Origin of the sequence: Lysinibacillus sp. UBA6686 (genome assembly GCF_002455205.1) — a bacterium.
GTDB lineage: Bacteria > Bacillota > Bacilli > Bacillales_A > Planococcaceae > Lysinibacillus > Lysinibacillus pakistanensis.
Genome location: NZ_DKJS01000049.1, coordinates 1 through 13,617, shown reverse-complemented (window position 1 = coordinate 13,617; position 13,617 = coordinate 1). Strand labels below are relative to the sequence as shown.

13 protein-coding genes and 2 pseudogenes are annotated in these 13,617 nt (G+C 34.6%); 11 read left to right on the top strand and 4 right to left on the bottom strand.

Annotated features, from left to right (window positions below):
- The 5 genes and pseudogenes from B2R82_RS13125 to B2R82_RS13105 all read left to right on the top strand — a co-directional run.
- A partial coding sequence (locus B2R82_RS13125; RefSeq protein WP_286925294.1) for an RNA polymerase sigma factor occupies nucleotides 1-341 on the top strand: 341 nt, incomplete at its 5' end.
- Entirely contained in the window at nucleotides 334-1,008 is a 675-nt protein-coding gene (locus tag B2R82_RS13120) for a zf-HC2 domain-containing protein (protein WP_286925293.1), read from the top strand. The genes B2R82_RS13125 and B2R82_RS13120, both read left to right, overlap by 8 nt.
- 691 nt (nucleotides 1,009-1,699) lie before the next feature.
- On the top strand, nucleotides 1,700-2,344 hold the full coding sequence (locus tag B2R82_RS13115; RefSeq protein ID WP_414674126.1) for a TraR/DksA C4-type zinc finger protein: 645 nt from the start codon (nucleotides 1,700-1,702) through the stop codon (nucleotides 2,342-2,344).
- A gap of 749 nt (nucleotides 2,345-3,093) precedes the next feature.
- On the top strand, nucleotides 3,094-4,014 hold the full coding sequence (locus B2R82_RS13110; RefSeq protein WP_286925292.1) for an alpha/beta hydrolase: 921 nt from the start codon (nucleotides 3,094-3,096) through the stop codon (nucleotides 4,012-4,014).
- A gap of 253 nt (nucleotides 4,015-4,267) precedes the next feature.
- Nucleotides 4,268-4,763, top strand: a pseudogene (locus B2R82_RS13105) (GNAT family N-acetyltransferase).
- Nucleotides 4,764-5,458: 695 nt separating this feature from the next.
- Here the strand turns inward: B2R82_RS13105 and B2R82_RS13100 are convergent.
- From B2R82_RS13100 to B2R82_RS13085, 4 genes are all read right to left on the bottom strand, one after another.
- Complete coding sequence (locus B2R82_RS13100; RefSeq protein WP_286925291.1) at nucleotides 5,459-6,355, bottom strand: RNA polymerase sigma-70 factor; 897 nt, start codon at nucleotides 6,353-6,355, stop codon at nucleotides 5,459-5,461.
- A gap of 36 nt (nucleotides 6,356-6,391) precedes the next feature.
- The gene (locus B2R82_RS13095; protein ID WP_286925290.1) at nucleotides 6,392-7,573 is read right to left on the bottom strand and encodes an NAD(P)/FAD-dependent oxidoreductase; all 1,182 of its coding nucleotides are present in this window, start codon (nucleotides 7,571-7,573) and stop codon (nucleotides 6,392-6,394) included.
- A 441-nt stretch (nucleotides 7,574-8,014) separates the two neighbouring features.
- On the bottom strand, nucleotides 8,015-8,473 hold the full coding sequence (locus B2R82_RS13090; RefSeq protein WP_286925289.1) for a GNAT family N-acetyltransferase: 459 nt from the start codon (nucleotides 8,471-8,473) through the stop codon (nucleotides 8,015-8,017).
- A 122-nt stretch (nucleotides 8,474-8,595) separates the two neighbouring features.
- Nucleotides 8,596-8,784, bottom strand: a complete 189-nt coding sequence (locus B2R82_RS13085) for a hypothetical protein (RefSeq protein WP_286925288.1) — start codon at nucleotides 8,782-8,784, stop codon at nucleotides 8,596-8,598.
- A 333-nt stretch (nucleotides 8,785-9,117) separates the two neighbouring features.
- Here B2R82_RS13085 and B2R82_RS13080 point away from each other — a divergent pair, with 333 nt between their 5' ends.
- The 6 genes and pseudogenes from B2R82_RS13080 to B2R82_RS13055 all read left to right on the top strand — a co-directional run bounded on the left by B2R82_RS13080 (nucleotide 9,118) and on the right by B2R82_RS13055 (nucleotide 13,151).
- Complete coding sequence (locus B2R82_RS13080; RefSeq protein ID WP_286925287.1) at nucleotides 9,118-9,504, top strand: DUF5071 domain-containing protein; 387 nt, start codon at nucleotides 9,118-9,120, stop codon at nucleotides 9,502-9,504.
- Nucleotides 9,505-9,689: 185 nt separating this feature from the next.
- A pseudogene (locus B2R82_RS13075) lies at nucleotides 9,690-9,895 on the top strand (histidine phosphatase family protein); the annotation flags it as partial.
- A gap of 145 nt (nucleotides 9,896-10,040) precedes the next feature.
- Nucleotides 10,041-10,643, top strand: a complete 603-nt coding sequence (locus B2R82_RS13070) for a nucleotidyltransferase domain-containing protein (protein WP_286925286.1) — start codon at nucleotides 10,041-10,043, stop codon at nucleotides 10,641-10,643.
- Between the two features lie 166 nt (nucleotides 10,644-10,809).
- Nucleotides 10,810-11,337 carry an RNA polymerase sigma factor gene (locus tag B2R82_RS13065; protein WP_286925285.1) on the top strand — a complete coding sequence of 176 codons (528 nt, stop codon included), beginning with the start codon at nucleotides 10,810-10,812 and terminating at the stop codon, nucleotides 11,335-11,337.
- Nucleotides 11,330-12,607, top strand: coding sequence for a hypothetical protein (locus B2R82_RS13060; protein ID WP_286925284.1), 1,278 nt, complete (start codon nucleotides 11,330-11,332; stop codon nucleotides 12,605-12,607). The genes B2R82_RS13065 and B2R82_RS13060 overlap by 8 nt, the downstream gene beginning before the upstream one ends.
- Before the next feature lie 55 nt (nucleotides 12,608-12,662).
- Nucleotides 12,663-13,151, top strand: coding sequence for a YjdJ family protein (locus tag B2R82_RS13055; RefSeq protein ID WP_286925283.1), 489 nt, complete (start codon nucleotides 12,663-12,665; stop codon nucleotides 13,149-13,151).
- Nucleotides 13,152-13,617 lie beyond the last annotated feature (466 nt).

The following is a 13,617-nucleotide window of genomic DNA, read 5'->3' as shown; positions in this document are numbered from 1 at the left end:
ATAATGGTAAAGCCAAGTTTTCTACGTGGCTCTGTGCAATTGCTAAAAACGTATGGCTGCAAGAATTAAACCATAAAAATAAAAACCAACAATTGAAAGACTCAATAAAAAATGCAAGCACAACATTTTACGACTTGGAAGATGAGTATTTAAAAAACGAGGATAAAGTTATGTTTTTTAAAAAGGCTCATCAACTCAGTGAGGATAAACGAGAAATACTTTATTTAAGATTGTTGGGTGACTTATCGTTCAAAGAAATTGGTTCAATTTTTGAAAGGACAGAAAACTGGGCAAGAGTGACTTTTTATAGAGCAAAACTTGAAATCAGAAAGGATGAGTAAGGTTATGAAACATAGTGTATTTAAGGATTTGGCTCCTGCTTATATTGATAAATTAACAAGTGAAGAAACAAACGAACAGATAGAAAAACATATGAATCAATGTGAAGAATGCCGAAATTATTTAAACAAAATGAAGGGAGATTTATTTTCAGAAGATGAAAATGAGAGAAGAAAAGATAAAAGGAACATTGATTATTTCAAAAAGGTACGCTCCAAAAATAGAAAAAAGATTTTAGTTATCGTATCATCACTACTAGCAATGTTTCTTGTTCTGATAACTGCTTATTACTTTGTGTTTGTAAATATGTGGCTAACAAGTTCCAGTAATGTTGAAACAAACATTCAGAATCAAGGAACGATGGCGAAACTTCTATTCAAAGCAAAAAAGGACAATCATTATATAATTTTAACAGATTCAAAAACAGATGAGGGATATACAGATACTATATTTGTGTATGAAAAAAGGAACGATTTTTCTACCCCAGCAAAACTCCTAAAAGATGGGACTGGCATTACTTTCACATTTGCAGATGAAAACACATTATTACTGTACAATGGGAAGAAGAAGAAACTAACGGATGAGGATAAGATAACTATACAATATAAAGATAAAACCGATGTAATACCCATAAAAGATTTATATGATAAAGGTAACGATGCTGAATGATTTAAAAATGGGATAGAAGTTATACTGCAAAAGGGCGCTATTGTTGAATAAGCTGTTCTGTTCTTCTTGAATTCAAGGAGTCAAGGATTGTTAAGTAAATAAGAACAAAGTAAAAGCGGTCCTCCACAGATTAGATAGTGGAAGGCCGCCTTTTATTATAAACACAGTGACCATTTATGGTTGGTTACATCTGAACTAAAAGATCTATTTAGCTTATGAAGCTTTACGCAATGATTTCATAATTAAGCACACAATGTCATTACAATTTGTTATTAAGATTTGATATGTATGATGAAATGATGGAGAACAACTGAAAAATCGATAATTTTGAAAATACATTAATTCAAAGGGTTGTCAGAACTAAGCCTGTTATTCACTGGTTTTGAGCCTTTGTCTTTGTAATGCCAGACTTTTTAAACTGTCGTTTTACTCTTTATCTGAATTTTGGGTTTTGTCATAAAATATAACAAGAAATAGTTGGCTGATCTGAGTTAATTGACATGAGTGATAATTGATTAAATAGCTGTAGTATCCCAAAATATACTAATTCCAAAAGCTACTACTACTCCAGCAAAAATCCAACCCATAGCATATTATCCTTTAGACAAATAATTCAATCAAAATCGTTCATAATAATGAAAAGGACGTGATGACTATTCTAAATGAGAAGAAGATATCAAAGTTAAAAAATATGTTAATTGAGCAAAAATACTCGCTCCAACGAAGAATGGATACAGATGATGAATATTTAGAACGAGGTAGTTTACGGGATTCTGTTGATGAGTTGTCAACAATCGATAATCATCCAGCAGATTTAGGTACCGAATTATACGAACGTGAAAAAGATATGGCGTTGAAAGTCCATGACGATGATGAGTTAGCAAAAGTAAATTCCGCCTTACAAAAGATTGAGGATGGAACCTATGGCGTATGTGAAGTTTGTCAACAAGATATCCCATATGATCGATTGGTGGCACTGCCTTATACCTCTTTTTGTATTGAACATACTGCAAAAGACGTGCCAACAGATCGACCAGTTGAAGAACAAGTGATGCTTCCTCCAGTTGACAATTCTTTTTCTGGTCGAGATGACAAGGATGATATTCATGATTATGAAGATATGTTTCAAGTTGTGGCAAAATACGGAACTTCCGAAACACCCTCCGATTTTGAAGGGGATTTTGAAAATTATGATGAATTATATGAAGACCCTGGAGAAATTGCCGTTAATGACGAATGGGATTCCTATCATATCTCCGAAACAGATGAATTAACACGCCAAGTATCCATTCAGGAAGTAGAACAGGCGAGAAAATTTGATTATTTAGAGGATTAAATGTGGGATCAAAATAAATCTTAAGGCGTTATTAAAGTAACAGTTGTTTTAGCTTAATAAACGATATTCCAAAAACGGGCGCATTTCTTTTGTAAGGAATGTGTCTTTCTTCATCTAAAGGGATGATTGCGGAGGATTGATTTAACTATATTTCTATTGGGGGGTGTGAAGGAGGTGGGTGTTATTTATAGGAGTAATGTTTCGTGATCGGAGTGTTCGAATGGAATAGAGTATTCTAAATCAACACAGGAACTTCGAAGATAAGAAACAATTCAAGCCTTTTTTTCGTTTCATATTTACGGGGAATATGGAAGTATTCTAGAGGAATATAAAGAGTATGATCAGTATTTACTTTAAAGTCTTTTAGGATTGACTTTTTTACTTTATTTTGTTTGATGGGTATTCCACCATGTTTATCATTTTTGATAAAATCCAACAAATATTTTTTTGCAAAATCACAGACTTCTTTATTTTGTGCCTTGCTTCCACCTACTACCTTGGCTACTATAATTGTAAATAAATAATTAATTGGGATAAATAAAGCAGTTCATTATGATGAACGCAGCGCTTTTGTTTATACAATTGAAGAATAAACACGATTGCAGAGATAGATTCTTATATAGCCAATGTCTCTAAAGAGTTGTTTCATCAACAGGAAGTCGTTTTACACAGTACGTCAAACTATTCGATGGACAGTATGAAACACTCTCAGTTCTATGTTCAGTAAAAGTTGGAGGAATAGAAAATCTATGAACATATCTTTAAACAAAACAAAAATGTTACTTGCATTACTCATTTTGTTAGTAACAATCACAGGCTGCACCACAAAAAATCCTGTATCTTCTAATGAAGATCAATCTATATCTAATCAAAACCAAAGTACTGCTTCTAAAACCGAGACCATAAATGAAACGTCACTTGCAGAAGTGACGAACATACCATCAAACCCACCGGTTGAGTATGATCCTGCCTGGCCAGATCGAACGGTAAAGTCTTCTAGAGGGCATCTTGTGAATAGTTGTGTTCCAGATGAGCTACGCGATAAAGCAACTACATTGAAAACCAGTGATGGGGTATATTTGTCGGCACTTGTGCTTGGTAGCGGAAATAAAGGAGTCCTGCTTGCGCACGAGCAAGGTTATTCCATTTGCTCTTTTCTTGACATAGGAACTGAACTGGCAGACAACGGATATTTAGTTATTATTCCTGAATATCGTAATCACGGTGCCTCACAGAAGATCCAAGTTAATGAACATATAGAGCTTGATGCAGATGCAGCCTTAAACGAACTCAAACGAATGGGTGCTAAAAAAGTATTTTTGGCAGGAGCATCATGTGGCGGTACAACAGCAATCGTTGCAGGCGTTCGTCAAGAGCTTCCTATTGAGGGACTAATTATTCTTTCTTCTCCTGCACAATGTTCAAACCTTGATGCAATTCCAAGTGTCAAAGAGATTAAAGCGCCATCCTTGTTTGTTTTTTCACCTGGTGATTATGGAGGCAGTATTGAAAAACATGTGCGTCAATTATATCAAGAATCTGGAGCAACTGATAAAGAGCTAATTGTGGACGAGAGCGGTTATCACGGAACAGATATGTACCATATGGGGCAGGATGGTGACGTATTAAAGTCCCGACTCCTTGACTTTGTTAAAGAGGAATTTAAATGATATGAACTCAACGATGCTTTACCCCTTTGGATAAGGTTATCTAAAGGGTGTTCTTATAATGAAAGAAAAAGTAAATCAGAATCAAATGATCGATTTGATAATTGTTGAGTAACAATAGAGTTGTTCCACAATCGGACCAGTTTGTTGAATAACATGCTTTTATGAAAGGTTGCCAAACCGACGCTTTGGAGACTATGTACATCAACTAGAAAATGTATTTCGTTTCTTAGTCGAATTAGGAGATGATGTTTAAATGTTGGAGAGTGAAAGATTAATTTTAGTTAATCACACAGAAGATGATATTAGTTTTTTAGAGAACTTGCTAAGTAATCCTAATATGGTGAGGTACATTGGAAATGGAGAAGTTCGTAATAGAGAACAAGTTAATAAATTTTTCGAGTGGATTATTGAACATTATAAGTTGAATAGAAATTATGGTTTAAAACTTATAAAAGACAAAGTCACAGGTAAAAAAATAGGACATGCTGGACTTGTACCTCAAATTGTTGAAGAAGATCATTATATAGAGGTAGGATATTGGTGAAGAGAATTATTGGGGAAAAGGATATGCTTCGGAAGTGGCTCTTGCCTTGATAGATCATGGATTAAATGAATTAAAACTTCCAAAAATCATTGCCCTAATTCAAAATGGGAACATTGCTTCAGAGAAGGTAGCAATAAAAAATGGTTTGAAAAAAGAAAAAGAGATTTTATTAAACAAGAAAATTGTTAGTATATATACTACCTAATATAGATATAGAACTATATGAGAGAACTTTATTAATAATAAAAAATAGTAAAAAATAGATATTCAACAAATTGGGCGCGATTGTTGAATAACATAGGAAGAAAATAATCAATCTTAGTATTACAATAAAAGACTCCATTTTGATCAATCTTTTTTCAAAATGGAGTCTTTATATTTATAGAAAAATGCTGGTTTAAATATTTTGATCAAACTCTATTACAAAGCTACATCGGTACCTCTGCAGCACCCGATCCGGCCAATTCCAGAACCTGCTTATGGACCACCGTGTAGCTTTGAAATAAAGTGCGATGACAGGTACGTGCTTTCCTTGATGAATTGCTTTACATATTGAGGGAACGTTGAAAAGCACTTTGGTAGACCTCAAGTGAAAGTAAAACATGCACAAATGACAAAAAGAATATGAAGTTGAAGGGAATTTTAGAAACTGCATAAATTTTTATGCAGTTTTTTCTTTACTTTTAAATAATTATTTTGTAAGATAAAGTCGACTTTAAAAGTGGTCAGACCACTTTTGTATTCATTCAGTATGAGACGCCATTATCTGAAGGTGATTTCGTATTTTTAATAGTAGATATTCAAACACCTACTGATGAAGATAAGCCTTTGGATGCATTGTTTATCTGCGCGAAAGAGTGTCCGATAAGTATAACGATTTGAGTACCATGTTCTTTACCATTATTCTCTAGCTTGTGTCTGAATAAAACTCAATTTATCAGGATTTAGAATAGAAAATATGGATTTTATTTTATTCCCTTCAAATTCAAAACTCATGACAGCAATAACTTTTTCCTCATTCATGATTACAATACCAGTACTGCCATTGACCTCTACCTGCATAAGGGCGTACTCTTCTCGAATCGTAAGAAATTTAGTTGCTAAAGCAATAAGAAGTTGTTTTACTCGTGTAGCACCGTAAATAGGTTTTACTGCAGCAGTTACTTTACCGCCTCCATCTGCATAATAAACTACGTCTCCCTGAAGAACTTCCATCACCTTCGTTGTGTTTCCTTGCTGAATAGCATGAATAAAACTAGTAATCACATGTTCACGATCTGTTTTCACTTGTTCAACTGCCATTTGTTTTTCAAGCTCAGGAAGCATCTTTTTTAGCCTGCTTAAAATTTTTCGACAATTGTCTTCCTTCTTTTGTACAATTTCAGCAATTGTTTCATAATCATATTCCAAGACCTCACGAAGGATAAAGATCGCTCTTTCAATTGGATTTAGCTGTTCAAATAATACGAGCAAAGCATAAGAAACATCACTTTTCACCATCATTTCCTGTAATGGGTCCTTTTCTATAAAAGCTATCGGCTCTGGTAGCCATGTTCCAACATATAGTTCTCTTTTATTTCTAGATGATTTCAACAAATCTAAACATCGGTTAGTCACCATTTTACATAGAAACGCTTTAATATTTCGGTTGTGTTTCACCTCATATCCATTTAGTTTGATAAACACATCTTGAATCACATCTTCTGCATCAGCAACACTGCCTGTCATTTTATAAGCAAGCGAAAATAAAAGTGATTTGTATTCGACATATAGCCGGCTTAGTTCAGTTTGTTCCACAGTTATTACCCTCGCTTTCCTTTGCACACTACAAATTTACACAAGTAAGCTCGCTTGATCCCATGTTTTTTCTCGAATACGTGCGCCCATCTTCCCTGATATGGTAAAATCTAATCCCCACTTCTGAGCCCAAAAAAAGCCATTATCAGGACCAAGACTAATACAATACAATTTTATCGGAAATGCTTTGTGCGTTATAGAATGGGAATTGCCATAGACCTCATTTTTTAATATTTTGCTTAACCTTGCTGCCTGAGGAATCGCTTCCTTACAAGTCATGCCGTCCACTTGGTTTGTCTTTCTATCTATAATTCTTGCACAATCCCCGATTGCAAATATATTGGGATAGCCTTGTATACTATACGTATCGGTCACTAGTATTTGATGCTCTTTAGTCAAAGGAAATTGGAGTGCTTGAATGAATGGATTTACTTTAACACCTGGTGTCCAAATGCATTCTCCTACTTTATAAGTAGTGCCATCAGCGCACAGGATTTGACCATCTTCAAACTGCTTCACTTTCGTTTTAGAACGAATAGTAATCCCTAGTCTATTCAGTTCTTTTACTAGTTTTTCATTTACCTTTACTGGAACCCCTTGCAATAAATGCTCCTTTGAATCAAACAAGATGACCTCTACCTCATTAGAATGGAGTCCTGCTTCTTGCACTTCTTTTTTAAACCAAGCAGTTAGTTCTGCAGCTGTTTCAATACCTGTAATGCCTCCACCGACAATAGCAACACACAATAAACCTTTCCTCACTTCTTTATTTTCTTCAGCTTTAGCTTGGAGAATGAGTGATTGTAATTTTTGTCTGATATCTAAAGCGGCCTTTATACTGTTTAATGTGATCCCGCCTAGTTTACTAGAGACCTCCTGAACAACACTACCAAGTGCTACCACAAGATAGTCATATTGTAGGGTGTTGTTTTGTTCATTCTCCATTTTAAGCGTAATTGTTTTCTGGGTGTGATGAAATGTAGTAACTTCTCCCTTTAAATATTCCACACCATTTGTACAGTACCTTGTTAAAGGAACTTTTAAATTGGCCTCCTCAATAATCATTTTAAACAATAACACTTTTCGAAAATGAAACGAGTTTTTATCTACTAACGTTATTTTCACATCTTTTCCAATTGAATGACCAAACTCTTTTATTAGTCCATTTACCAAATTGATTCCTGCGAATCCTCCACCCAATATGACAATATGTTTCATCTTTTATTCCTCCTTTACCTTAAAACGAAATAGCCACATCATTTGTGACATTTTTAGAGAGGTACTATTTTATTTGTTTGGGTATTCACACAATTTCATGCAGTATCACCGTTTAATATATACTTGAATTGTCGAGAAACAAGTAATAGAAAGGTGTACTGTGCACATGAAATTTAACATGAAAATACAGAGGATTTAAAAATGTAGAGGATATGAAAATAGAAGAAATAGGGGGGCGAATCGCACTATACGTAAAATTGCCAAAATGTCCAGTTTTATAAAAAGAAAAACTAAATACCTTATCTTAATAAATGAACTGCTCCGTAAATGTTAGTCACTAAACTAACATTTACGCGGTGTTTTTATGTCGCATTTGACACGAAAAGCGAAGCGTTGTTAAAGGTATCCGCTTACCTATGGCAGCCGGATACCAAGCTTGTTCTAACTTAGCGGATAATCGTAACGTATGAAACCATTGTGATGAGCAATCTTGTCGTAAAGAGCTCGAGCGGTAGTATTGTCATAACGAGTTTGCCAGTAAAGTTTAGTAGAGTCATGTTCACGAGCAATTTGAGCTACTTGCTCAATGAGTGCACGAGCAACACCATGCCCGCGAGCAGTTTCATCTACGAAGAGATCTTGTAAGTAACATGCTTTTTCCATCCAGATTGTGCCATGGAATAGGAAGTGAGTGAAGCCGACCAAGTTTCCTTGAAGGTATGCTCCTAAACCGAAAACTTTTTGGTCGCTTAGCAAGTACTCCCAAACTTCATCGTAACTCTTGTCTGGGAGCTCCGTTTCGTAAAATGCTTTATAGCTCCGTGCCAAGACATTCCATCGACTACGATCTTCAGCTTTGAGGGGCGCTATTTCAATTTGTTCGTTCTTTATCTTTGCCATTTGGTAATCTCCCTCCAAATTGTAGTAGTGAGTAGTGAGGTATTTAATTGTGGAGTTTAGCAATATTTTAAATGATCCTAAACTTTATATTAATACAACCTAACTATATATTATTAAATCAATTATGGAAATAATTTGTTAAAGTTAGTTGCGCATTTCACATAATTTGTAATAGAAAGAGAAGGTGCTTGTTCAACTCCCATGAAAGTAGAAAAGGTTTGAATCACTTTACCTTCTGGTGTCATATTACATGTGGTAATCGAATCCTTATGAATATCCATGCCACATGCACGTTCAATGATGACTGGCATTAGAAACATCCTTTCTACGGCCAATTAAATTAGAGGCTGGTGCAGTAACCAGAGTAGGATGAATCTCCCATGAGTGCTTCCCATGAAGGAGCGACAGTCAGTGATACACCATGGTCGTTGGAGTCAGACTAACGGAAGGGCTCAAGACTCCATAGTTTATCGACCTTCATCTCCCAGCCGTAGTATTCAATACCCGTTCTGAATACATTTTCATTTTCTGTGGTGTAGCGCTGGTTTTTACGCAACATGGATGGCTAACGGGACAGATTAGTTTAATAAAGACTGATACAATAAATAGATTGCCATGTATAAAAATCTAAGGGAGAGACGCAAATGGAAAACTTTGAAGATCTTTTGCCAAAACATAAGCATGATCATGATAGAATAGAAATGATTAAAAAAATGAATAGAGATAAAATATTGCCTTTACTGCCTAACCTTCTCGAATGGATTCAAGATATGAATTGGCCAGTGGCACCAAGGGTATTAGAATTACTTTTAACTTTTCCAGATGAAATTGCCCCACATGTGCAAGATGTTTTATCTTCAGATGATGATAACTGGAAGTGGTTTATTCTACATTTTTTGATGATCAAATTGCCGGTAGAGTCTAGAGTTCAGTTTAGAGAGTATTTAACAAGAGTGGCTGAAACACCTACAGATAATGAACTCGCAGAAGAACTTGATGAAATTGCAAAAGAGATTTTGGAAACAATCTAAAAAATATCCCTAATCAACTAAACCAGCTAATAGATATTGGCAATAAAAATCTTTTAAATTAATAAACACTTCATCTATACTTAAAAGCGCGCAACCCAAATAACCCACCGAATTCAATTTGGAAGGTTTTTGTTGTTTTTGAAAATGCTGTTACTAAATGGTTTCTTGGAATGGTGTTTTTTTGAATGAGAATTGAAACGATATTTTCTAATATTGTGACAGGAAATACATATGAGCGAATGGCCATTGTTGCTTATGGTGGGGGAATTAATAATATATTATGTGCTTTATTTTAAAATTGAAGATACAGGAATTAGTTTAAGTGAACTTACTGAAAGGAAAAGGTAATTCACTTATAAATGACACGAATCATTTAGGGAATATAGAATAACTTTCTTAATAATTTTGTTCAACTTTTTAAGAAAACACACTATTTAGAATCTCATAGTTAAAACGGTGGGTTTTTATAACGAAAATCAACGTTTACAGGATACTTTTAATCAAATTTTATTTCAACGCTACGGGAGGACATTTATTTGCGGACAGATATAGATAATTGGGAATCAATCACCATAACAGAAATTAATAAGCTCTTTTCTATTATTCCAATTAAATGGGGTATTGCAGGGGGATGGGCTTTAGATCTACATTTAGGCAAACAGTCAAGGGCACATGATGATATAGATGTAATAATACTTCGAGAGGAACAATTGACTGCCTATAATTATTTGTCAAGTGATTGGATGTTATACAAAGCAGAGAATGGGAAACTTGTTCTTTGGCAAGAAGGCGAGTTTTTAAAAACCACAAATGACATCTGGGTTACAAAAAGCAGTAGTTCTCCCTGGGCTTTTCAAATTATGTTAGTAGAGACAGAACAACAATCCTGGATTTACAGGAGAGAAAAATCTATTCGAAGAAGATTAGAGGATATATTTTTAAGAACAGATGATGAGATACCTTACCTGAGACCCGAGATTCAACTCCTTTATAAAGGTGGTAGTTCAAAGGTTAGAGAAAAAGATTTTCAAGATTTCCAAATTATGCTTCCATATTTACTGCCTGAACAAAGGGATTGGTTAAAAATGACTTTGAAAAGACAATTTCCAACTGGTCATTCGTGGCTTGATTATATCTAAGTGTGAAATATGAATCTTAAGTGAGTTGTGTGGTAACTAACAACAAGAATTAATTGGAATAATATAAATGAAATCGTAGGGAGAATATTCTTCCTACTTTTTTTATGAGAAAATGTAAATTATTTAAGCTAAATCATGAACTAAATTGTCTAATGTATAGAAGGGAGTGAGTTACATTATCCGTTTAATTAAAAAAGCTCAAAAAGGAAATGAAAAAGCCTTTTTAAAACTTTTTCAAATGTATGAAGCAGATATATATCGAATGGCATTTGTTTATTTAAAGAACGAAGAGGAGGCTCTAGATATTGTACAAGAAACTGCTTATAAAGCGTTCGATAAAATTGAAGGCTTAAAAGAACCTGCGTACATTAAAACATGGCTAATTAAGATTACCATTAGTAGTTCACTGAATCGTTTAAAAAAGCTAGAAAAGATTGTGCCTATGCAAAATGAATACATAGACAATATACAGTTTGAACAGGATGACCATACCGTTAAAGTCTTGCTACAACAGATATTAGAAGAATTAACAAGCGATGAAAAAGGAATTGTATTACTGAAATATTACGAGGGCTATACTTTTCAAGAAATTGCAGACACGCTCCAAATCCCATTAGGAACAGTAAAGTCCATCCTATATCGTGCATTGAAAAAGTTACGTGTTCAAGTAGAGGAGGCAGATTTTTATGGATAAGTTAAAAGAATCAGTGAAGTCGATTCCATTGCCGCAGGATTTACACAAAAGAGCGAAAATGGGTGTTAGCCAAGTAAAGAAAAAAAGGAAGAAACCATGGCTCATTCCATCAGTGGCCACCGTATTTTTAGCTAGCTCTATTACAGTTGGTGCTGCAATGAATGACGATGTAAAAAATTTGCTATGGCATATTAGCCCAGAAATAGCGGCATTACTTGAACCAATAGAAAGTACTGTTGAATATGGTGGGATTAAAATGGAAATTGTTTCAGCGATGCAGGATGAAGATATGGCCGTCGTGTATGTGACAATGCAGGATGTTGAAGGAAACCGTATTGATGAAACATTGGATATTTATGATTTTTCCATGTCAAAAGGACGGTCTTTTACAGTTGAAAGAATTGGTTTTGATCCTACAACGAAAACAGCCTTTGTTCGATTTACGTCGTTTAATGGGAGTAGTACAGATAAGTTTAAGCTAAAAATCCGTTCTTTTTTAAGTGATAAATCAGTGTTAGAGGATGTAACATTCCCATTGGATCTACAAGATGTGGAAAAACAACAAATAGAGATTTTGCCAGATGATACAATTCGAGGAAGTGGTGGAGAGTCCCCTGAAGGAGATGTATATGTACTACCAGCGGGTGTATTGAATATTCAAACACAACTATACGACAGAATGCAAATTACAAATATAGGACTTCATAATGACAAACTATATGTGCAAACAGAGTGGCCCGCCAATAATGCGATTGAACACGGAGAATTTTATTTAGTGAATCCAGATGGGCAGAAGATTCTACCAACAGTGAGTTATTCTTACAGGAGAGATGAACAAGGAATACCAATTTATGCGTATAATTATGAGGAAAATGTCTTTAATGTGAAAGATATCAATCTAGCTGAGTATGAGTTGAAGGCAAAGATTTATACAGCTGGTCAATATGTGGAGGGAGATTGGGAAGCATCCTTCAAACTCGAAGAAATGAAAGGGCAGTCGGTGCCATTTGCTATGGACTTTGGTGACTGGGTAGCGAAAGAGCTGAAGATTTCTCCACTGGGTTTAACGATTATAGGGGAAGGCAATGCGACAGAAACAGAAGAATTAACGGCTACCATTGTTAAAAAAGACGGAAGTCATAAGGAATTAACAAGTTTAGTTTCCTTCACGGATGAAAATCAGGTGAAACTGAAGTTACTATCAGAGGATCCATTAAAGCCCGAACAAATTAAATCCATTATTATTAACGGATTTAAAATAAATTTTTAATATAAGGGGACGTTTTTGGTAGCGTGAATAATGAAAATTTATCAGGAGGGAAAAATTGGTCAAGTATATATTGCAACTTATAATTGGAATTTTTATTTTAGCTGTATCAACATTTATTGCTTGGTATGAGGGAAGTGCCATTATAGATAATTCTTTAGAATGGAAGTATTCAACACCATTTACAGAATTATTTAACATTGATATTAGGAATGGGCGTGATATTAGCCAACTTGATTATTTTGTTTATTCAGCTAAATTCCAGCCTTTATTCCCTACTATTATGATGGTTTGTGTACTCTACATTCTGCGTGTGATTGGCTATTATCTAATAAAACGCAATCCTAAATGGGCTATTGGCTTTTGGGGATTAACAGGTTGTATATGTATTTTACTTAGTGGTTTAATTTTTAATTCACCAACTATTGGAGGGAGAATTTTTTTCGGGATGACTTTTATAAGTGGAATTTTAAGTATGGCAATTACCGTTATAGTATGGTTAAGAAATTCCAAGCATTATCTGATTGTTAAAACGAAAAGTTTGTGAAGAAATGTACTTTAAGTAACGGGCGCTTTTCCGTAATAAGGAAAGCGTCTTTATTTATGAAAAGGGGGCGATTGTTGAAGATCGTCGGTAATTCAAAAAAAACTTACCCGTTTTGATCAAACTTTATTCCAAACCAACATAACACCCGAACCAATTACGGCACAGCTATGAACGCGTATGATTCATAACGGTACGCCAATTGAGGTCATTCAAAGTTTACTGAGTCATGAAAAGAGTGGGACTACAAAGATATACACTTCCTAAGCGGAAAGCTAAGGATTTTTACAGTAAATACTTTTGGAATATAACTTTAATTTCAATTAAAACACTCATGTAGAAATTGGGTGTCTTTTGGTTATAGGGCCATTTTGTAGAATAGTGTATATAGGAATGAACGAAGGAAAGACATTTCTAAATGAAATTTTTGAAACTATGTTTTATTAATTGAATCAATTTCATAAATCAT

What these genes read in the sequence shown, in the direction of transcription:
- B2R82_RS13120 (WP_286925293.1), top strand. Translation starts at nt 334, where the DNA reads ATGAGTAAGGTTATGAAACATAGTGTATTTAAGGATTTGGCTCCTGCT.
- B2R82_RS13115 (WP_414674126.1), top strand. Translation starts at nt 1,700, where the DNA reads ATGTTAATTGAGCAAAAATACTCGCTCCAACGAAGAATGGATACAGAT.
- B2R82_RS13110 (WP_286925292.1), top strand. Translation starts at nt 3,094, where the DNA reads ATGAACATATCTTTAAACAAAACAAAAATGTTACTTGCATTACTCATT.
- B2R82_RS13095 (WP_286925290.1), bottom strand. Translation starts at nt 7,573, where the DNA reads ATGAAACATATTGTCATATTGGGTGGAGGATTCGCAGGAATCAATTTG.
- B2R82_RS13090 (WP_286925289.1), bottom strand. Translation starts at nt 8,473, where the DNA reads ATGGCAAAGATAAAGAACGAACAAATTGAAATAGCGCCCCTCAAAGCT.
- B2R82_RS13085 (WP_286925288.1), bottom strand. Translation starts at nt 8,784, where the DNA reads ATGCCAGTCATCATTGAACGTGCATGTGGCATGGATATTCATAAGGAT.
- B2R82_RS13080 (WP_286925287.1), top strand. Translation starts at nt 9,118, where the DNA reads ATGGAAAACTTTGAAGATCTTTTGCCAAAACATAAGCATGATCATGAT.
- B2R82_RS13060 (WP_286925284.1), top strand. Translation starts at nt 11,330, where the DNA reads ATGGATAAGTTAAAAGAATCAGTGAAGTCGATTCCATTGCCGCAGGAT.